The following is a 21,098-nucleotide window of genomic DNA, read 5'->3' on the forward strand; positions in this document are numbered from 1 at the left end:
TGACTTTTAGAAAGGCAAAAAAAAAGCAGCGGAAACGCTGCTTTTTTTATTTAATGACTCTTAGGCTTGGTCGGCCTTTTGGTCTTGGCGGTTCTTCATCTGATGATGCATCAAGCTCATCATTATCGGTTGCAACAGATAGCGGTTGAGGCTCTTCTGTTACCTCTTCAATGCCCGGTTCTTGATACTCACCCATGTAGGCTTCTTCTGGTTCAAACATCGTACCCGCGCCATTTTCACGCGCATAGATAGCTTGAACCGCATACAAAGGAACAATCACCGAGTGAGGACGACCACTAAAGCGAGCACTAAACGTCACCGCTTCGTTGCCAAGCTCTAGGTTGCCGACCGCTCTTGGAGCGATATTAAGGATAATTTGTCCATCTTGAACAAACTCAACCGGAACACGCACGCCAGACATTTCCGCGTCAACCACGAGATGAGGCGTTAAATCATTATCGACCAGCCACTCATAAAATGCGCGAAGCATATAAGGGCGGCGTGGTGTCATATTTACGATATCCATCTTCTCGCCAATTAACGAGTCAAACGCATTTCACGTTCCGCTTCGGTCAACGAAGCGAGGAATGAATCACGTTCGAAGACGCGGTTCATGTAAATTTTCAGTTCTTTTGAACCAGGACCTACAAGCTCGATACCCAGTTGTGGCAAACGCCACAGTAACGGAGCTAGGTAACAGTCAATCAAGCTGAACTCTTCACTCATGAAGTACTCGTACTCAGCGAAAACAGGACCAAGAGTCAGAAGATCGTTACGCAGTTTATTGCGCGCAGCTTCTGCTTCTTCAGCACTACCTTTGACTACTTTTTCAGCAAGGGTGTACCAGTTTTTCTCAATGCGGAAAATCATCAGACGGCTATTACCGCGCGCCACAGGATAAACCGGCATCAATGGTGGATGAGGGAAACGCTCATCTAGGTATTCCATGATGATCTTTGAATCGTAAAGCGCAAGCTCACGGTCAACTAAAGTTGGTACTGTTTTATATGGGTTAAGCTCAATCAGCTCAGCCGGTAGATTTGCTTCATCGACAAGCTCAACTTCAACACTTACACCCTTTTCTGCTAGAACGATACGTACCTGATGGCTATACATATCAGATGCACTTGAAAATAGAGTCATCACAGAACGTTTATTGGCAGCTACAGCCATGGAGCCCTCCAGCACACTTACATAATAAAAAACAATGGAGGCTAAGCCTCCATTGTTAAGTTCAAAAATTGGAAATTAGCACGGTATGTTAGCACAATTAGTGCACATCACGCCAATACTCTTTCTTCAGTAGTACAACCACGATAGTGAAGATGACAAGGAAAGCCATCGCCCACCAACCTAGAGCATGACGCTCAAGTTTGACAGGGTCACCTGAGTACTCAAGGAAGTTAACCAGATCGCGCACGGCGTTGTCATACTCTTCACGGTTAAGTTCGCCTGTGCCAGTTGATTCAACGCCAACCACTTTAGTCACTTCCTGACCATCTACGATATGCGTTTCGTAAACTGGTGAAGGGATACCTTGCAGTTCTTCAAGAACGTGAGGCATACCAACGCTTGGGAAGACAATGTTGTTGACGCCAAATGGGCGGCTTGGGTCTGCATAGAAAGAGCGCAGGTAAGTGTAAAGCCAGTCTGTACCTCGCACGCGAGCCACAAGCGTTAGGTCTGGCGGTGGAGCACCAAACCATTTCGCTGCTGAGTCTTCACTCATAGCATTTTCCATCAGATCGCCTACCTTAGCTTCAGGATCAAAGATAAGGTTCTCTTTGAGTAGATCAGTAGGAATACCAATATCACGCCCGACACGCTCATAACGCTGATATTGCGCTGAGTGACAGGCAAAACAGTAGTTCATAAACAACTTCGCACCATTTTGCAGCGAAGCTTGGTCGGTCAAATCGTTGTTTGCTTTATCAAGTGGTACTTTCGCGCCCGCTGCCATCGCTAATGAAGGCAGCATTGCAAATAAAATTACAATCCATTTTTTCATTTGAATGTCACCCTTTCTGGTAGTGGCTTAGTCGCTTCGTTCTTACTGTAGAAGTACAGCAGTACGAAGAACATGAAGTAAGCTAAGCTAAAGATCTGAGCTAGCAGCGTATAAGTTGGTGTTGCAGGTAGCGCACCTAGAACGCCTAACGCGATAAAGCTGATCGTAAACTGGATGATATTGAATAAATGGAACTTACTGCGGTAACGGTAAGAACGAACTTTACAACGGTCTAACCACGGCAGAAGGAATAGCACTACGATTGATGCGCCCATTGCAATAACACCCAGCAGCTTATCTGGAACCGCACGTAGAATCGCGTAGAACGGCGTGAAGTACCATACTGGCGCAATATGCTCAGGTGTTTTTAGCGGGTTAGCGGCTTCAAAGTTAGGTGGCTCAAGGAAGTAACCGCCCATCTCTGGGTTGAAGAACAGCACGTAACAGAACAGGAACAAGAATCCAGCCACACCAACCATGTCTTTCACTGTCCCGTAAGGGTGGAAAGGAACGGAATCGATGATGTCGTACTTCTTCGTATAGTCTTTATGGAATTTAAACTGCGTCTGGTAGTCATCGCCCATAGAGCCTTTTGGCAGTTTAGTTTCAATGCCGTCAGGGTTATTCGAGCCCACCTCATGCAGTGCAAGTACGTGCAGAACAATCAGCAATAACAGCACGATAGGTAACGCGATAACGTGCAGTGCAAAGAAACGGTTTAGCGTCGCACCTGAGATAACGTAGTCACCACGAATCCATAGTGTTAAGTCATCACCGATAACCGGAATCGCACCAAATAGCGAGATGATTACCTGGGCACCCCAGTATGACATCTGACCCCAAGGGAGTAGGTATCCCATGAAAGCTTCTGCCATTAACACGAGGAAGATCAGCATACCGAACAGCCATAGAAGCTCACGAGGCTTTTGGTATGAGCCGTAAATTAAGCCACGGAACATGTGCAGGTAGACCACAACAAAGAACGCTGACGCGCCTGTTGAGTGCATATAACGCAGTAACCAGCCGTATTCGACATCACGCATGATGTATTCAACAGAGGCAAACGCGCCATCACCGGATGGGACGTAGTTCATTGTTAACCAAATACCCGTAAGGATTTGGTTGACCAAAACAAGCATTGCCAATGAGCCAAACAGATACCAGAAGTTAAAGTTCTTCGGCATCGGGTACTCAGAAAGGTGCTTCTTGTACGCATTCATTGCGGGTATGCGTTTTTCTACCCAATCAAGTAGAGCTTGCATTATGCCTCCCCTTCTTCGTCAACACCGATAATAATCTTGGTATCGCTCAGATACATATGTTTAGGAACAACTAGATTTAATGGCGCTGGAACGCCCTGGAAAACACGTCCAGCCATGTCAAATTTCGAACCGTGACATGGGCAGAAGAATCCTGATTTCACACCCTGAACTTGCTCGCTAAAACTGTCAGGTAAATAAGTAGGTGAACACCCGAGGTGTGTACAGATACCAACCGCGACAAAGTACTCAGGCTTTATTGAGCGGTAAGCATTTTGAGCATAAGTCGGTTGCTGTTCTTCGCCTGAAGAAGGGTCACGTAACTGACCATCAAGATCTTTGAGCATATCAACCACTGATTGTGCGCGGCGAACTACCCATACCGGCTTTCCTCGCCACTCGACGCGTACCATTTGCCCTTCTTCAAGTTTACCGATATCAACTTCAACAGGGGCACCCGCCGCTTTGGCTTTCTCACTTGGGTTCCAAGATTTAATAAAAGGAACGGCGACTGCAGCAGCCCCTAAACCACCAACAACAGCTGTTGTTGCAGTTAAGAAACGTCTGCGACCGTTATTTAAAGGCGCATTGCTCATCCAAACATTCTCCCATTTGCTCATTGTGGATTGTTATTATTCCGCTTAAAGAGCATGGCTAACAAAATACGAATTTAGTTGTATTTATTTGATGGCAAATGATAAATAAAACCCTACTTTTTGACAAGATAAAGCTACCTTTTTGTAACATTTGTGAGGCGAATCGCCTATGAGGTCACAAAAGCAGTATAACTAAGACAAAACAATCAGTAAGTACGGGGGAGATAGGACTTTTTTAGAGTAGAAAAACAAAAAAGCCTGGCAAGAAGCCAGGCTTTTGTATCCACATTCCAATGCAAGCATTGAACGTAAATCTTTTCGAAAAAAGATTAACGCTTAGAGAATTGTGGTTTACGACGTGCTTTACGTAGACCAACTTTCTTACGTTCAACGCAACGAGCGTCACGAGTAACGTAACCAGCTGCACGTAGAGCAGGACGGAAAGACTCATCGTATTCCATTAGAGCACGTGTGATACCGTGACGGATCGCACCTGCCTGACCTGAAATACCGCCACCTTTTACAGTAACGTATAGGTCTAGTTTATCAGTTAGTTCAACTAGCTCTAGAGGTTGTTTAACAACCATGCGAGAAGTTGGACGACCGAAGTACTCATCAAGGCTACGCTTGTTGACTACAATGTTGCCGCTGCCTGGTTTAATAAAAACACGCGCAGCTGAGCTTTTGCGACGGCCAGTGCCGTAGTATTGATTCTCTGCCATTTTCGAAATCCCCAATTAGATGTCTAGTACTTGTGGTTGTTGAGCAACATGGTTGTGCTCAGCGCCAGCGTAAACTTTCAGCTTACGGTACATAGCACGGCCAAGAGGACCACGTGGTAGCATACCTTTAACCGCTAGCTCAATCGCCATCTCAGGCTTACGATCAATCAGCTTTTCAAAAGTGATTGATTTTAGGCCGCCTGGAAATTCAGAGTGACGGTAGTAAATTTTACCTTTAGCCTTGTTACCAGTTACAGTAACTTTCTCTGCATTGATAACGATGATGTAATCACCAGTGTCAACGTGAGGAGTGTATTCAGCTTTATGTTTGCCACGTAGGCGAGATGCAATTTCACTTGCTAGACGGCCAAGAGTTTTACCTTCAGCGTCTACAACATACCAGTCGCGTTTTACAGTTTCTGGTTTAGCAACGAAAGTTTTCATGCTAATAATAACCCGTTAATATTTAGATTTACACTTAAGGAGCTTTCGCTCCCACTGACTAAGAGTCCAGTCAACACCCCTTCGAGTGGTTGCACTCTCGACCCGTCATGTCGAAATACCTTCGATAATCAAGGTCTGCAGTAACGGTGGGTCGCAGGATTATAGAGAAGTCAGTTGAAAAAATCACCTCTTTTCGGCAAAAAAGGTATTTTTTTTTGCCCGGCAAGCCAGATAGCTCCTAGCTTAAGCTAAATGCTCTCTCGCGAGGTATTCATGACTTTGCATTTCTATCAATCGAGATTGGCAGCGCTTAAATTCAAACTCTAGCTGACCACCGGTATATAGTGCACCCAGTTCAACTTGTGCCGAGATGATTAACTTAACGTGACGCTCATAAAACTCATCGACCAAGGCAATAAAACGTCTGGCGGCATCATCTATCGTAGATCCCATCTGCTTAACATCGGCCAACAGCACCGTATGGTAAATACGTGAAATTTCAATATAGTCATTTTGGCTGCGTGCCGATTGGCATAGTTGTTCAAAACTGGCGTGTAATACCCCATCCGATGCCTGAATAACATCAATCTGACGATGGTTAATCTCTATTGAGTCGACGACACGTTTATTGTCACCAACTAATTGTTCGTAATAATGACGCAGGTTCTTGTCTGCCTGCTCATCGAGCGGCGAGTGGTAAATTTCAGCTTGCTCAAGCGTCCGTAGTCGATAATCAATGCCACTATCAACATTCAATACCTCACAGTTGGTCTCAATAAGCTCAATCGCTGGAAGGAAGCGTGCTCGCTGTAAACCATTGCGGTACAGATCTTTAGGTGGGATATTCGATGTCGCCACCAAAATAACGCCACGTTTAAATAGCGCTTGAAACAAGGTACCTAAGATCATCGCGTCAGTAATGTCAGAAACAAAAAACTCATCAAAACAGATGATCTCTGTCTCTGCTTTAAAGGTATCAGCAACCAGCTCCAATGGATCGTTAACATCACCTAATGCATTCAGTTCATCGTGTACGCGGTACATAAAACGGTGAAAGTGAACTCGCATCTTTTTTTCGGTCGGTAATGCCTCAAAGAAAGTATCAACCAGATAGGTTTTTCCACGCCCAACACCGCCCCAAAAGTAAAGCCCTTTAGGTATGTTATGTGGTTGCGGTTCAGGTCGATTAAACCAGTTACGCCAACGTGTTTTTTTTTCGACGGGTGTCGCCATGTAATCAATAAACTCATGATAGAGTCTATCAAGAGCGGAAACGGCTTGAAGTTGAGCCGCATCTTTTTGAAAACCGTGTTCTTTTATATCTTTTTGGTAGATTTCTAGTGGCGTCATCGCTTCGTTACCTGATGAAGAAGACTGTTAAACTGCTATGTAGAGCACATGCATTTTGCTTTATTGGCTTACGCTCTCATAGTAACATGTCCAATGAACATGTGTAACTAACCAGTAAAAAACATGTTAAATAACAATGATAAGGAGCAATTATGCCTTGGATCTACGCCCTAGTAGGCTTGCTTGTTGGTCTGGTGCTTGGTGTCGCTATTTCTCGTTTCACCACACCAAGTTACAAAAAACAGAAAAGCGTACAAAAAGATTTAGACAGTGCTAAATTCGAATTAGAACAACAGAAGCAAGATCTAACCGATCACTTCGCTCAAACTGCAGAAATGCTCGATTCACTTGGTAAGGAGTACACCAAGCTTTATCAGCATATGGCCAAAACCTCTGCCGAATTGTTGCCCGCTATTCCAGAACAAGATAACCCATTCATTAAGAAGATCACGCAGCAAGACAACGTTGAAAACGGCGAAATCAATCATAGCGCTGATATTCAACCACTGAATGAAGCACCGAAGGATTACGCTTCAGGTTCGACTGGTCTATTAAAAGATCAGAAAAAAGAGATCCTCGACTCTCAAGACGTGGTTTCCGCTAAAGCGTCATAACAACAATCTTATTATGCTGAACTTTACTAAGGTTTTTTAGTCATAACTCTTGATAACTGTCCCTTGATTTCGAATGTTTCGTACAAATATTAGATTCATGGGTTGTTAATAAATTAGGAGTATCCGATGAAAAAACCTTTGCTCGCATTAACAGTTCTTTCACTTAGCTTAAGTTCAATCATCACTCCCATTCAGGCAACGGCAGCCCTGCCGTTCGCTGTGAGTGGTGAACAGATGCCAAGCTTGGCACCTATGCTGGAAAGAGTCACTCCCGCCGTGGTCAGCATTTCTGTAGAAGGCACTCAAGTCTCTAGACAGCATGTTCCCGAACAATTTCGTTTCTTCTTTGGCCCCGACTTTCCAACGGAGCAATTGCAAGAACGTCCATTTCGGGGATTAGGCTCTGGCGTTATTATTGATGCAGACAAAGGCCATATAGTGACTAACTACCACGTCATTAATGGCGCAGAAAAGATTCGCGTCAAACTGCATGATGGCCGAGAGTACGATGCCGAACTTGTCGGTGGCGATCAGATGTCTGATGTCGCACTGCTCAAACTTGAAAAAGCCAAAAACCTGACCGAAGTAAAAATAGCCGACTCGGACAAATTGCGTGTCGGTGATTTTGCTGTCGCGATTGGTAACCCATTTGGCCTCGGCCAGACAGTGACTTCAGGGATTATTTCAGCGTTAGGGCGAAGTGGCCTCAACATTGAAAATTTTGAGAACTTTATCCAGACCGATGCGGCAATCAACAGCGGTAACTCTGGTGGTGCACTGGTTAACCTGAACGGCGAATTGGTGGGTATTAACACTGCGATTTTGGGGCCAAATGGCGGCAACGTCGGCATTGGTTTTGCGATTCCATCTAATATGATGAATAACCTCACAGCCCAAATCCTTGAGTTTGGTGAAGTGAAACGCGGAATGCTCGGTGTTCAAGGTGGCGAGATAACTTCTGAACTGGCTGACGCGTTAGGTTATGAATCAAGTAAAGGTGCTTTTGTTAGTCAAGTGGTGCCAGACAGCGCTGCCGATAACGCAGGGCTTGAAGCGGGTGACGTGATTGTGTCGATTAACGGCAAGTCAATAAACTCATTTAGCGAACTGCGAGCAAAAGTCGCCACATTGGGCGCAGGCAAATCAATCACGCTAGGTGTGGTTCGTGATGGTAAACAGAAGTCATTTGACGTTGTGCTCGGTGAGCAAACCAATGTCAAAACCACAGCTGACAAACTGCATGAAGGGTTATCTGGGGCTGAGTTGACCAACACCAACGCCAGTGACTCAGTTCAAGGGGTCAAAGTCAGCGCGATCGAGCCAGGTTCAAAAGCAGAAGCTTACCAGTTGCAAAAAGGCGACATCATTATCGGTGTCAATCGGCAGCGAATTAAGAACCTAGCTGATTTCAGACAAGCGCTTGAAAAACAGCCTGGTGTACTCGCGTTGAATATTCAACGTGGCGATCGCAGTATTTACTTAGTCATTCGTTAAACTGACACGGGTAAAAACGCGACATCGCTTGTAAAGGACAGCCACTCTATCGTCGCTGTCCTTTTCTTCTTCTCTCATCTAGTGCTATTCTTGCCCAACTTATTTACTATTACGATTGATGAGGAAGTATGCTGCAATTCATGTTGCGCTCTGTTGGCTTGGGTTTAGCCACGGCAGTCCTGCTTTTAGTCACCATGCCCTCCCTTCGCTCCACCGTGCTCCCTCCCAGCATCGAACCAAGTACTGACATGAGTCCGCAAGCGCAAATATCTTTTAATACCGCAGTACGTAAAGCAGCGCCTGCCGTCGTTAATATTTATAGCCGCAAGTACACTGAGGATGATCGCTCCAAGCTATTAACGCAAGGACTCGGCTCTGGCGTTATCGTGAGTGAAAAAGGTTACATCATTACCAACTATCACGTTGTGGCTCAAGCCGATCAGATTATTGTTGCGCTGCAAGATGGCCGTGTCGCCGCCGCTCAGTTGGTCGGTAAAGATCGTCGCACCGATATTGCCATCTTAAGCGTCGAAGGGGACAACTTACCCGTGATTCCTCTTAATCCACAATATAATCCCAAAGTCGGCGATGTGGTTTTGGCGATTGGTAACCCGTACAACTTAGGTCAAACCACCACCTTCGGCATTATTTCTGCCACCGGGCGCTCTTCAATTAGCGCCGACGGCCACCAAGCATTTATTCAAACCGATGCTGCGATTAATGAAGGTAATTCTGGCGGCGCTTTGGTCAATACCCGTGGTGAATTAGTCGGTATCAATACCGCTTCATTCCAACAAGCTACTGAGCTTGAAACTTATGGCATCTCATTTGCGATTCCCTACTCGCTAGCCAATAAAATCATGCAAAAAATCATTGCTGATGGGCGAGTTATCCGTGGCTATATTGGCATTGATGGCCAAGACATCAACTCAGTGACTTCCCGCTTGCTCGGTAACGAACACCTAGGCGGCATTGTGGTACTCGGTATTGATCCAAATGGTCCCGCAGCCGAAGCTGGCTTTGAAGCGCAAGATATTATTTTGAAGATAGATGGGCAGAAAATTAATGGCCGCCAAAGTGTCATGGATCTGGTCACAGAACTTAGACCAGGTACCAGCGTTGATGTCCTCGTCTTACGCAAAGGCGAAGAGAAAACACTCAACGTAACCATACAAGAAGACACGCGCGAATAACCACTTCGCTCAAAAATAAAAAACCCATGCCGTGGCATGGGTTTTTGTTTATTTACTCTTGGTTATCAGGCTCAGTATGCGTCGACTCAACTTCAATCCGAGTCACTCGCTGCAGACCACGCGGTAACAAACTACCACGTCGACCTCGCTCGCCACGGAAGTTGTCAAGATCGGCCACTTTAAGACCTAACTTACGTTTTCCTGCATACAGAGTGATAGCGCTGCCTTGTGGCAAGGCGATAAGGTGTGAAACATACTCTTCTCGCTCTTTCGCTTTGGCCGCTGGAATATTGATGATCTTATTGCCTTTACCTTTACCTAGTTGTGGTAAATCTTTGATCGGGAAGAGCAACATACGACCTTGGTTAGTAATTGCTAAAATCTCATCATGATCGAGATCACCAACACATTTTGGCGTCAATACTTGTGAGTTAAGTGGCAAGGTCACCAAGGCTTTACCGCTGCGATTTTTCGACAATAAGTCGCTACCTTTACACACAAATCCGTAACCAGCATCGGATCCAACTAACCATAGCTGTTCTTCCTCACCCATCACGACATGACGGATATTGGTACCGGCATTGATATTCAGTCGTCCGGTAATCGGCTCGCCCTGACTACGTGCAGAAGGTAATGAGTGGGACTCTAACGAATAGCTACGTCCATCACTGCCAATGAATACTGCTTGTTGACTGCTCTTTCCTCGCGCTGCTGCAAGGAAATTATCACCCGATTTATAGTTGAGGCCTTCAGCATCGACATCATGACCTTTCGCATGACGAATCCAGCCTTTTTCAGATAATACGACTGTGATCGGTTCACTTGGCACCAAGTCGCGCTCGGTCAGCGCTTTTGCTTCCGCACGCTCAACGATCGGTGAACGGCGGTCATCACCATACTTTTCAGCGTCCGCTTTAATCTCTTTCTTAATCAATGTATTCAGACGGCGCTCAGAGCCCAGTAACTGTTCTAGTTTCTCACGCTCTTTTTCAAGCTCTGCTTGCTCACCACGAATCTTCATTTCTTCAAGCTTGGCAAGATTACGAAGCTTGGTGTCTAGCACCGCGTCTGCTTGAATGTCAGTAATACCAAAGCGCGCCATTAGCACGGCTTTAGGATCATCTTCGGTACGGATGATCTCAATCACCTCATCAAGGTTGAGGTAAGCCACCAGCAAACCTTCCAAGATGTGTAAGCGAGCCATGACTTTATCAAGACGATATTGCAAGCGGCGACGTACGGTCGAACGACGAAACTCAATCCACTCCGCAAGAATCTGTACTAGCCCTTTCACTTGCGGACGATTGTCGAGACCAATCATGTTCAAGTTTACCCGGAAGTTCTTCTCTAAATCCGTTGAGGCAAACAGGTGGTTCATCAACTGATCACAGTCGATTCGATTTGAACGAGGCACTACCACAATGCGGGTTGGGTTTTCGTGATCAGACTCGTCACGTAAATCATCAACCATTGGCAGCTTTTTAGCGCGCATTTGATTGGCGATCTGCTCAAGAAGCTTAGCGCCAGACACTTGATGTGGCAGTGCCGAGATAACAATGTCACTGCCTTCTTTATGCCACACCGCACGCATTTTGATGCTGCCACGACCAGTACGATAAATTTTCTCGAGTTCCGCTTTAGGTGAAATAATTTCAGCTTCAGTCGGGTAATCAGGGCCTTGAATGTGAGTCATCACATCGGCCAATTCTGCGTTAGGGTTGTCAATCAGATGAATCGTGGCATCCGCGACTTCACGCACATTATGTGGTGGAATGTCTGTCGCCATACCAACAGCAATGCCTGTCACACCGTTAAGCAATATATGCGGCAGTCGCGCTGGCAGCATTTGTGGCTCTTTCATTGTGCCATCAAAGTTTGGCTGCCACTCAACCGTACCTTGGCCAAGTTCACCCAGCAAAACCTCTGCGAATTTAGACAATTTCGCTTCGGTATAACGCATCGCTGCGAACGATTTAGGGTCATCTGGTGCACCCCAGTTCCCTTGACCATCGACCAAAGGATAACGGTACGAGAACGGCTGAGCCATCAGCACCATCGCTTCATAACAAGCCGAGTCGCCGTGCGGATGATATTTACCGAGCACATCACCAACGGTACGTGCCGATTTTTTATACTTCGCCGATGCTGAAAGACCCAGCTCCGACATTGCGTAGATTATGCGTCGCTGAACCGGTTTAAGGCCATCGCCAATGTATGGCAATGCTCGGTCCATGATGACGTACATTGAGTAGTTGAGATAAGCGTCTTCAGTGAACTTGCGCATTGGCAACTGTTCAACGCCATCATAAGTAATTTCTGTCGACATTCGTTAAACCTCTGCCATATCGCCGTAATTTTGTAGCCAAGCCCGACGGTCATCTGCACGTTTTTTGCCTAACAACATATCCATCATCTCGATGGTCGCATCACTATCATCGATAGTGAGCTGAACCAGACGACGCGTATTGGGATCCATCGTAGTTTCACGCAGTTGCAGTGGGTTCATTTCACCCAGACCTTTGAATCGCTGCACATTAATTTTGGCTTTCTTCTTCGACAAACGCTCTAAAACGCCCTCTTTTTCGTCGTCATCAAGGGCATAAAATACTTCTTTACCACAATCGATACGATACAGTGGCGGCATCGCGACATAGATGTGTCCAGCTTCGACCAATGCACGGAAATGACGGGTAAACAGCGCACACAATAAGGTGGCGATGTGCAATCCATCCGAGTCCGCATCGGCAAGAATACAGATTTTACCGTAACGTAAACCACCAAGATCATCGTTGTCAGGGTCAATACCAAGTGCGACGGATATGTCATGCACTTCTTGCGAAGCCAGTACTTGATCCGATGACACTTCCCAAGTATTAAGAATCTTACCGCGCAGCGGCATTACCGCTTGAAATTCACGATCACGTGCTTGCTTAGCACTACCGCCTGCTGAGTCCCCTTCGACAAAGAAGATTTCAGTACGGCTTAGATCTTGTTGTGAACAGTCGGTGAGCTTACCTGGCAGTGCTGGGCCTGAGGCCACTTTCTTACGCACCACCTTCTTACTCGCCCGCATACGGCGGTGTGCATTAGCAATACACACTTCTGCCAGCAATTCAGCCAGTTGCGGTTTCTCATTAAGCCACAGGCTAAACGAGTCCTTAACCACACCAGACACAAACGCCGCAGTTTGACGAGAAGACAAACGCTCTTTGGTTTGACCCGCAAACTGAGGATCTTGCATTTTCACGGACAAGACATACGAGCAGCGATCAAAAACATCATCGCCGGTCAGCTTCACGCCACGAGGAAGTAGATTACGGAACTCACAGAATTCACGCATCGCATCAAGCAGGCCTTGGCGTAAACCGTTAACGTGAGTGCCCCCTTGCGCGGTAGGGATCAAGTTAACGTAGCTCTCGGTGATCATATCACCGCCTTCTGGTTGCCAAATTATCGCCCAGTTCGCCGCTTCAGTTTCTGCGGTAAACTCACCGGTATAAGGCTCCTCAGGTAACACCGTATACCCTTTCACGCCTTCAGCTAGGTAATCTTTGAGGCCATCTTCGTAAAGCCATTGGTACTCTTTACCATTGACTCGGTCGCTAAAGGTAATCTCGAGCCCTGGGCAAAGAACGGCTTTGGCTCGCAAGTTATTGACTAAGCGCGTTACTGAGAAGTTACCTGAATCAAAATATTTGGTCTCTGGCCAGAAATGAACACTGGTCCCCTTATTGCGGCGGCCACAAGTACCGGTCACCGTTAAATCAGAGACTTTATCACCATGTTCAAACGCGATTTCATACACTTGACCATCGCGGCGCACGGTGACTTCAACTCGCTTGGACAGCGCGTTTACCACCGAGATACCAACGCCGTGTAAACCACCGGAGAATTGATAGCTTTTATTTGAGAACTTACCACCTGCATGCAATTTACATAAGATGAGTTCGACCCCAGACACTTTCTCTTCTGGGTGAATATCAACAGGCATGCCACGACCATCGTCGGTCACTTCGAGTGATTGGTCGGCATGCAAAATCACTTGAACTTTTGAAGCGTGTCCAGCGAGTGCTTCATCGACACTGTTATCGATGACTTCCTGACCTAAGTGGTTAGGGCGTGCTGTATCCGTATACATCCCTGGTCGGCGACGTACTGGCTCCAAACCATTAAGAACCTCAATGGCTCCTGCATTATATTGTTCAGTCATAATACGGAATATCGTTATAGAGAAAAAAAAGATAAACTTGGTGGGCGATTCATCGGGCATTTGCGCCAAACGACAAGACGATTGTGCTTGAGCATTGCTGTTAACGAATAACCAATCGCACTAAATCCACACAAGTACTGGTGAGACATAGTCTGGAACAGACCCAATTATGTCAAGAGAGAGATCGAAGTAACAAGTAAATTTATGACTCTTCCCTCAATGAGCATCAAAGCTCGAGGAATTCAATGATTGACTCAGGGTAACGTTCAAAGCCAACAAAACTGTGGTTACCGCCTTGCTCGACGGTTTGTTGCGAGCCTGACAAGTGATCAACGGCTTGACGATAGTCTAAAACTTCATCGTCTGTTTGCTGTAATAGCCAAAAATCGTTCGGCCGTTCAATTACTGGGGTATCGAGCGCTTTGAGCTCTTCGATATGTTTATTTTCAAGGGTATAGCGTTCGTGAGTGTACGGGTTTTCTTGCTCACCAAGAAAGTCGGCCAATAATTCATAAGGCTTGATCGCTGGATTGACCAACACTGCTTTAAAACCAAACTGAGCATTAAGCCACATCGACATATAGCCCCCCAAAGAGCTACCGACTAAACCGATACGGTAGTCCTGCTGATGTTGATTGACAATATCCAGTAAGTGCTGCGCCGCTTGCTGAGGAAAACAAGGTAACTGAGGAATCACTACTTTTATCTCGGGACGATGTTGATGACAATAGTCGCGCATTAGGTTGGCTTTAAGCGATAGCGGAGAGCTGTTAAACCCATGAATATAAAGCAGTAGTGATGGTTTCATTTGAATATCCTTAAAATCTGCCGCTATTAATAACCTGCAGAAGTGAAATCAGGTTGGAAGCTCCCTGGCGCAAGACGTTTTACTTGAGTACTCAAGTTCCCATCGCAGTAAAGCTCAAGCTCACGCCAACCTGGAGACAGCGTATCCAACGCAAAATCATCGCTATTGGGTTTAAATTGAATACAAGTTGACGGTGTCGCCATAACACGTACACCTTGATGAACGACATTCATATCTTGATGAACATGTCCACACATAACCGCTTTAACATTGTTGTATTTTTCAACTACTTGCCAGAAATTCTCGGCATCTTTCAGCGTATGCTGATCCAACCAGCGACTACCAACTAATAATGGATGATGATGCAGTAGCACTAAAGTATGACGCTGTGGGTATTGTGCCAATTTGTCTTCAAGCAACTGCAACTGTTGATCACTTAACCGACCATGGGGAACACCGACGACCTGAGAGTCCAACATGATCATTTGCCAATGCTCACCGAGCAGCACATGCTCGATCTGCTCAATTTGGCAAGAAGGCAATACCGATTGCATGCTCGGTTTAAAGTCGTGGTTACCTGGCAACCAAAAACAGGTTTTATTTAATGGGGCAATCCCCTCAGCAAAACGTTGATACGAACCCGCACTGTGATCTTGCGAAATATCCCCGGTTGATAGGATTGCATCAAATGAAAACTCTTGCGCAGCAACGGCCGCGACGACAGCATTAAAACTGTCGAGGGTTTTAACGCTCAGCAAAGTGCCGTCCGCTGGCTCAAACAAGTGAGTGTCAGTAATCTGGACTAGCTTAATCGTACTGCTATCTGATGAACTTGACGTTACTTTCAAAACATAAACCTAAATATTCAATGGAGTGCGACTGATACCCTGTCGCAAACAAAACGAAAGCCAATCACCTAAAAATCGATTCAGCTGTACTTTCTCATCTTGCTGCAGCATTTTGTCGTTAGGATATTCATAGCGAGCATTAACACGTTGCAGGTGCTCACAACGACTCACTTCAGCCACTCGAGCGTCGTGATAGAGCCTGACAGACATTGTTGGCAATGGAAATACTGGAACGTCATCACTTTGACAGATATCAACCAAAGTTGTGTACTTTGTGACTTCTACCACTTGTATTTGATAGGTCATGGACGCGGCTTGGTAGCAACGCACATCATCCACGCTTGGTTGATTTGGCAACAAAGCGTTCAGTTTGGCGTAATTGGTCTCGTATGTACGCATCAGGTCTGAAAGATCAACATGATACGGTTTTTTTTCTGCTACTTGTGCCATTGTGTTTTCAACCGTTGGTGGTTTAGCTCTAACCATTGCAGCGCAATGATCGAGGCGCCGTTTTCAAACTTTCCTTCCACTACCCATTGGTAAGCTTGTTGTCGTGATACCACATGTACACGGATATCCTCACCTTCATAGTCTAAACCATGAACGCCATGCGCTGTCGTTGCATCTACCTGACCAACGTACACATCCAACAATTCAGAGCAGCCACCCGCAGAGGGATAATAAGAGGTAACTTTTTCAATCACACCAATATCGATGCCTGCCTCTTCAACCGCTTCGCGACGAACCACCTCTTGTGCACTCTCTTGGCGGTCAATCATGCCAGCTACGATTTCAAGCTGCCAAGGGCGCGAATGTTCAAGCGCACCAACACGAATTTGTTCGATAATCACCACTTGGTCAGTCACCGGGTCATAGGGTAACAAAGCGGCAGCGTGGCCACGCTCAAACATCTCGCGCTCTATCACCTCACTCCAGCCACCAGCAAACAACTTATGCTTGAAGCGATACTTCACCATAGAGAAAAAACCTTGAAAGAGTATTTCTTTTGAGATTATTTTGACATCTTGTGCAGTAAATGAGTGTTGTTGATCGTCAGACTGTTGCATTTGGCACCTCACTGAGTGAATCTTATAGTTTACTCAGACAGATGCTTAACTTCCAAGGATATGGCTCAACTTTTTATATAATTTTTATAAAATATTTTAAATTGATGAATTGAGCATACTGTTCAAGTGGATAGTTAAGTGTAAAACTTTGCAATTTTTTTGAACGAATGACTACCATTTAAGTTAAACTCTTGAAGATTAAAATTTTTCATAATTTGCTAGGAATAAGATCTATGAAGAAACTGCTTCCATTCGTTATTAGTGCAGCCTTAGGCAGTATGAGTACCTCTGCTCTAGCTGACACACTAGCGGAAATCTACAATCAAGCGAAAGAAAACGACCCAACGCTATTAAGCGCCGCTGCGAAGCGTGATGCCGCCTTTGAAGCAGTGAACTCTAGCCGCTCAACTTTGTTACCACAAATCAATTTAACTGCTGGCTATAATTTAACCCGTGGCGATACAGACCTCGACTCGGGTACGACACGTGATAACGACCAAAACGCACTCACGGCCGGGATTAACTTCTCGCAAGAGTTATATCAACGTTCAAGCTGGCTCACACTCGATGTGTCCGAGAAAACCGCTCGTCAAGCCGACGCATCATTCGCGGCAACCCAGCAAGCGCTTATTCTTCGTGTTTCAACCGCTTACTTTAACGTACTGCGCGCCCAAGATAATTTAGAGTTCGTCCAAGCAGAAAAAGCCGCGGTTGGCCGTCAACTTGAGCAAACCAAGCAACGTTTTGAAGTGGGCTTATCAGCGATTACTGACGTGCATGATGCACAAGCACAATACGACGCTGTGTTAGCCGATGAAGTACTCGCGCAAAATAGCCTAGTCAATAGCTACGAAGGTCTGCGTGAAATCACTGGCCAACAGCACGACGATCTAGACGTACTTGATACTCAACGTTTCTCTGCCACAAAAACCCAAGCCGCGATTGATGCACTGCTTGAAGAAGCCCAGCAGAAAAACTTAAGCTTGTTATCTGCACGTATTGCTCAAGACGTTGCAAAAGACAATATTTCTCTTGCCAGTTCAGGCCATCTACCTTCTTTAACATTAGATGGTGGTTACAGTTATGGTGATCTCTCTAATACTGGTATTGGTTCTACTGGCTTTAATTCAGACTCTACGACCAACAACTTTAATATTGGCGTCAACCTCAGCGTACCGCTTTACACCGGTGGTAATATTAGCTCGCAAACTAAGCAAGCTGAATTCAACTATGTGGCAGCAAGCCAAGATCTTGAAGCGTCTTACCGCAACGTAGTCAAAGATGTTCGTGCCTTCAACAACAACATCAGCGCTTCGATTGGCGCCCTGCGTGCTTATGAACAGACGGTGGTTTCAGCACGCTCAGCTCTCGAAGCAACAGAAGCTGGGTTCGATGTCGGTACACGTACTATCGTTGACGTTCTTGATTCAACACGTCGCCTTTACGATGCCAACAAGAACTTATCTAACGCACGTTACGATTACATTTTAAGCGTACTGCAACTGCGCCAAGCTGTTGGTACGTTAAGCGAGCAAGATGTCTTAGACATCAACGCTGGTTTAAAGAAAAGCTAGTTTAAACTTGTTTAAAAACAAAAGGCTTGCTCATTGAGAGCAAGCCTTTTTTATTGTCTGAGACGATCGTTCCAAGTTAGTAAATCTTGTCGACCGCCACTTGTTTATTGACCACCCAAGCCTTTTTGCCCTGGTCACTCAATTGCAACGCAATATCCACTGGCTGTTCTGGATCTAACGGTACTTGCCACTCGAACGCCACTTCCCATTGATTGGGGCTATAAGTACGCAATTCGACGGCTTCACCTTCGATTAGCCATACCTGCTCACCCTGTTGAATCGAGACCACTTCAACATTGATCGTTGGCGTTAGCCCCTGTTCAGAGTCGAGTAACAGTGAACCATGTAAGATATTGTCTTGCCCTTCACCGATCGCCGGCATCATATCAATCCACACGGTGCTTTTCAGCGTCACGGTCGCCTCAGAGATGGTCACAGGTTGATCTTGCTGCCAATCCATCGGCTGAGTGCTACACCCCACCAGCAGAGCGGCGCCTAGACTGATAAATGCGAATTTGTTCATTGTTTCACCTTAGCCATTTGACCTTTGTCTTAACCACTGTTTAAGAATTTGTATATCATTGTCATACTCATTCTTCATCTCTTCAACCCAATCGTCGATATTTTCCCACCACGCAGGTAAATCCGGCGATTGCGCTTTTTGTGCGACCCTTTGGATATGCTTAAGGCCAATCGATCCTGCCGCACCTTTTATTTTATGCGCTTCAGAAACGATCCCCTCTTGATGTTTAGCGACCATGTTTGAATCAAGAACTTGGAGGTATTCCGGCATCATCTCTTCAAACATCACGATACTATCGAGTACCGGCTGAGGCCCAACGATACTGATATACGATTCGAGCATATCGAGATCAAGCAGACGAGAGTATATCTCTTCACTTTCACTGAGTTCTGGCTCGCTTGCAGTGGCAACAGACACCTCTTCCGGTTGCGCTTTTGCGGGAGAGAACTTAGCCAGCACCTCTTGCATCGCCGTCACCGATAGCGGCTTGCTGATCGCGTCATCCATTCCTTTATCGAGGTATTCACGTTTGTTTTTCAACACATTGGCGGTCAATGCGACTAACGGTGGTAAATCAGAATAGGTGCGCCTAAAGTATTCCGCGACATCAAAACCTGTCATGTCGGGCAATTGAATATCTAAAAACACCAGATCGTAAATTTCTGGGTCAAACATCTCCATCGCTTCCATGCCCGTCATTGCCACCGAAACTTCGTGGCCCATGCTTTCTAGCAATGAGCGAGCAACGGTGATGTTGAGTTCAATATCTTCTACCATAAAAATATTGAGCTCTTGCGAGGTCGCCGACTGCAGCGTTGGTAACTGAGGACTCTGCGCCAGAGGCACACGAATGGCCACCGTGAATGTGCTACCAAAACCTTCTTCACTTGAAACGGTAATATCGCCGTCCATCATCTTGATCAACTGTTTAGAAACCGCCAACCCGATACCGGTGCCGACCGCATGCAGGTTATCTTTACCCGACTTAACTTGATAATACATCGCAAATATCTTATCCAGTTCTTCGTCTGGTATGCCAATCCCACTGTCTTCCACTTCCATGACAATATTAGCGAAGTCTCCGTCCACTTCAGAGCTAACGGACATCACGACCCCACCTTCCTTGGTAAACTTCATTGCATTGCTGACTAGATTCCACAGCACTTGGCGCAAGCGGGTCGCATCCACCTCAATCGCCGTCGGCAGATCACTGAGCCGCTCTAAATCAAAGCGAAGCCCTTTCTGTGAGGCCATCAAGGCTGAAATACTTTCCATCTCAGCGATAAACTCTTCAAAGTTAAGCGGCGCAGGGTAAAGCTCAAGTTTACGACGATCAAACTTATCCATATCGATGATGTCGTTGAAAATATTACCTAAGGTAATCGCACTGACGTTGATGGTTTGCATATGATTGCGCTGCTCAGCCGTTAGCTGCGTATCAAGCAGCATACGACTCAAGCCGACAATGCCATTGAGCGGCGTTCTCAATTCATGACTGATGGTCGAAATGAAGGTGGTCTTATCGCGACTCGCCTTCTCTAATGACTCTTCGTGACGTTTGCGTTCGGTAATGTCTCGGCCAAAACCCACCAATCCTAGGTGACGCCCCTCTTTACTGTAAAAGGGCACTTTGCGTAGTTCGAAGTAGTTACGTCTGCCATCAGGGTATTCTAGCCACTGCTCATAGGTCAGCGCTTGGTTGTCAGCAAACACTCTCTGATCGGTATCAACAATTTGTTGAGCGACCTCTTTGCTGTACACATCCCATGGCGTCAGGCCGACTAACTGGCTCTCTTTCTTGCCGGTCAGTTCCTCCATTGCCCGGTTACAACCGGAAAACACACCATCGGCATTACGGTAATAGATAAGATCAGGTGAGGCATCAATAAACGAGCGCAGTAAAGCGGTTCGCTCAGCCAGTTCGACCTGAGTTCTCTCACGCTGAAATACCTCATTTTCGAGGTCTTTCATCGCTTCCTCACGTGCTTCTTCGGCTTTAATCCGCTCTTCAATCTCTTGATTGAGCTTGGCAATATTTTGCTGCAGCTTTTGATTCAGTTCTTGGTCACGCGAGCGCATGTCTTTGAGCTTCGACACCAACTTAGAAAGACGTTGGCGAGACTCTTCTAATTGATCAACCACCACGGAAAGGAAGTACACCGCCCAAGGGGTAATTAACAAACCAAAGAACACCGAGCGGACAATATCGATATCATCGACATGCCCACTGAGGACTAAAGTAATACCAACTTGAACCACAACGGCAAGAGCAACGAGCGCCAAGGCAAGGAGAATAGAAAAACGTAGAATGCCCAGTTTAACAAGCAGATCGACATAATACTGAGCGAGGTTTTTAATTGGCTTCATTCACAGCTCCGCACGGTAACA

The 21,098-nt window shown here is 46.0% G+C and carries 20 protein-coding genes; 4 read left to right on the forward strand and 16 right to left on the reverse strand.

Annotation, left to right across the window (positions count from 1 at the left end; all coding sequences use genetic code 11):
- Positions 1 to 46: 46 nt before the first annotated feature.
- From sspB to zapE, 8 genes are all read right to left on the reverse strand, one after another.
- Positions 47 to 526, reverse strand: coding sequence for a ClpXP protease specificity-enhancing factor (gene sspB, locus BS19_RS06540; RefSeq protein ID WP_038174143.1), 480 nt, complete (start codon positions 524 to 526; stop codon positions 47 to 49).
- 11 nt (positions 527 to 537) lie between these two features.
- The gene (sspA, locus tag BS19_RS06545) at positions 538 to 1,173 is read right to left on the reverse strand and encodes a stringent starvation protein SspA (RefSeq protein ID WP_038174145.1); all 636 of its coding nucleotides are present in this window, start codon (positions 1,171 to 1,173) and stop codon (positions 538 to 540) included.
- A 97-nt stretch (positions 1,174 to 1,270) separates the two neighbouring features.
- Entirely contained in the window at positions 1,271 to 2,008 is a 738-nt protein-coding gene (locus BS19_RS06550; RefSeq protein WP_038174147.1) for a cytochrome c1, read from the reverse strand.
- Complete coding sequence (locus BS19_RS06555) at positions 2,005 to 3,270, reverse strand: cytochrome b (protein WP_038174148.1); 1,266 nt, start codon at positions 3,268 to 3,270, stop codon at positions 2,005 to 2,007. Before BS19_RS06555 ends, BS19_RS06550 begins: the two co-directional genes overlap by 4 nt.
- Positions 3,270 to 3,863 (reverse strand): ubiquinol-cytochrome c reductase iron-sulfur subunit, encoded by a 594-nt coding sequence (gene petA, locus BS19_RS06560; RefSeq protein WP_038174149.1) that lies wholly within the window; start codon positions 3,861 to 3,863, stop codon positions 3,270 to 3,272. The genes BS19_RS06555 and petA overlap by 1 nt, the downstream gene beginning before the upstream one ends.
- 329 nt (positions 3,864 to 4,192) lie before the next feature.
- On the reverse strand, positions 4,193 to 4,585 hold the full coding sequence (gene rpsI / locus BS19_RS06565) for a 30S ribosomal protein S9 (protein WP_038174151.1): 393 nt from the start codon (positions 4,583 to 4,585) through the stop codon (positions 4,193 to 4,195).
- Between the two features lie 15 nt (positions 4,586 to 4,600).
- Positions 4,601 to 5,029: a 50S ribosomal protein L13 gene (gene rplM, locus BS19_RS06570; RefSeq protein WP_038174153.1), complete on the reverse strand. Its 429-nt coding sequence runs from the start codon at positions 5,027 to 5,029 to the stop codon at positions 4,601 to 4,603.
- A gap of 243 nt (positions 5,030 to 5,272) precedes the next feature.
- Positions 5,273 to 6,379: a cell division protein ZapE gene (gene zapE, locus BS19_RS06575; protein WP_038174154.1), complete on the reverse strand. Its 1,107-nt coding sequence runs from the start codon at positions 6,377 to 6,379 to the stop codon at positions 5,273 to 5,275.
- 152 nt (positions 6,380 to 6,531) lie between these two features.
- Here zapE and zapG point away from each other — a divergent pair, with 152 nt between their 5' ends.
- From zapG to degS, 3 genes are all read left to right on the forward strand, one after another.
- Positions 6,532 to 6,993, forward strand: a complete 462-nt coding sequence (gene zapG / locus BS19_RS06580) for a Z-ring associated protein ZapG (RefSeq protein WP_038174155.1) — start codon at positions 6,532 to 6,534, stop codon at positions 6,991 to 6,993.
- 126 nt (positions 6,994 to 7,119) lie between these two features.
- The gene (locus BS19_RS06585) at positions 7,120 to 8,487 is read left to right on the forward strand and encodes a DegQ family serine endoprotease (protein ID WP_038174157.1); all 1,368 of its coding nucleotides are present in this window, start codon (positions 7,120 to 7,122) and stop codon (positions 8,485 to 8,487) included.
- 128 nt (positions 8,488 to 8,615) lie between these two features.
- Entirely contained in the window at positions 8,616 to 9,680 is a 1,065-nt protein-coding gene (gene degS, locus BS19_RS06590) for an outer membrane-stress sensor serine endopeptidase DegS (RefSeq protein ID WP_038174159.1), read from the forward strand.
- Positions 9,681 to 9,732: 52 nt separating this feature from the next.
- Here the strand turns inward: degS and parC are convergent, their stop codons facing one another.
- The 6 genes from parC to nudF form a co-directional block, all read right to left on the reverse strand.
- Positions 9,733 to 12,006 (reverse strand): DNA topoisomerase IV subunit A, encoded by a 2,274-nt coding sequence (parC, locus tag BS19_RS06595; protein WP_038174160.1) that lies wholly within the window; start codon positions 12,004 to 12,006, stop codon positions 9,733 to 9,735.
- A gap of 3 nt (positions 12,007 to 12,009) precedes the next feature.
- Positions 12,010 to 13,890: a DNA topoisomerase IV subunit B gene (parE, locus tag BS19_RS06600; RefSeq protein WP_038174161.1), complete on the reverse strand. Its 1,881-nt coding sequence runs from the start codon at positions 13,888 to 13,890 to the stop codon at positions 12,010 to 12,012.
- Between the two features lie 226 nt (positions 13,891 to 14,116).
- Positions 14,117 to 14,698, reverse strand: coding sequence for an esterase YqiA (gene yqiA, locus BS19_RS06605; protein WP_038174164.1), 582 nt, complete (start codon positions 14,696 to 14,698; stop codon positions 14,117 to 14,119).
- Positions 14,699 to 14,724: 26 nt separating this feature from the next.
- Entirely contained in the window at positions 14,725 to 15,546 is an 822-nt protein-coding gene (cpdA, locus tag BS19_RS06610; protein WP_038174166.1) for a 3',5'-cyclic-AMP phosphodiesterase, read from the reverse strand.
- Between the two features lie 9 nt (positions 15,547 to 15,555).
- Positions 15,556 to 15,996, reverse strand: coding sequence for a DUF1249 family protein (locus BS19_RS06615; protein ID WP_038174167.1), 441 nt, complete (start codon positions 15,994 to 15,996; stop codon positions 15,556 to 15,558).
- The gene (gene nudF, locus BS19_RS06620) at positions 15,984 to 16,613 is read right to left on the reverse strand and encodes an ADP-ribose diphosphatase (RefSeq protein ID WP_038174168.1); all 630 of its coding nucleotides are present in this window, start codon (positions 16,611 to 16,613) and stop codon (positions 15,984 to 15,986) included. The genes BS19_RS06615 and nudF overlap by 13 nt, the downstream gene beginning before the upstream one ends.
- A 233-nt stretch (positions 16,614 to 16,846) precedes the next feature.
- Here nudF and tolC point away from each other — a divergent pair, with 233 nt between their 5' ends.
- Positions 16,847 to 18,187, forward strand: a complete 1,341-nt coding sequence (gene tolC / locus BS19_RS06625; protein WP_038174169.1) for an outer membrane channel protein TolC — start codon at positions 16,847 to 16,849, stop codon at positions 18,185 to 18,187.
- Positions 18,188 to 18,263: 76 nt separating this feature from the next.
- Here tolC and BS19_RS06630 read toward each other — a convergent pair whose 3' ends face one another.
- Together BS19_RS06630 and arcB are read right to left on the reverse strand one after the other, a co-directional pair.
- The gene (locus BS19_RS06630) at positions 18,264 to 18,710 is read right to left on the reverse strand and encodes a hypothetical protein (protein WP_038174171.1); all 447 of its coding nucleotides are present in this window, start codon (positions 18,708 to 18,710) and stop codon (positions 18,264 to 18,266) included.
- 9 nt (positions 18,711 to 18,719) lie between these two features.
- The gene (gene arcB, locus BS19_RS06635; RefSeq protein WP_038174172.1) at positions 18,720 to 21,077 is read right to left on the reverse strand and encodes an aerobic respiration two-component sensor histidine kinase ArcB; all 2,358 of its coding nucleotides are present in this window, start codon (positions 21,075 to 21,077) and stop codon (positions 18,720 to 18,722) included.
- Positions 21,078 to 21,098 lie beyond the last annotated feature (21 nt).

The organism is Vibrio pacinii DSM 19139 (assembly GCF_000711795.1).
In the GTDB taxonomy this organism is placed as follows: Bacteria; Pseudomonadota; Gammaproteobacteria; order Enterobacterales; family Vibrionaceae; genus Vibrio; species Vibrio pacinii.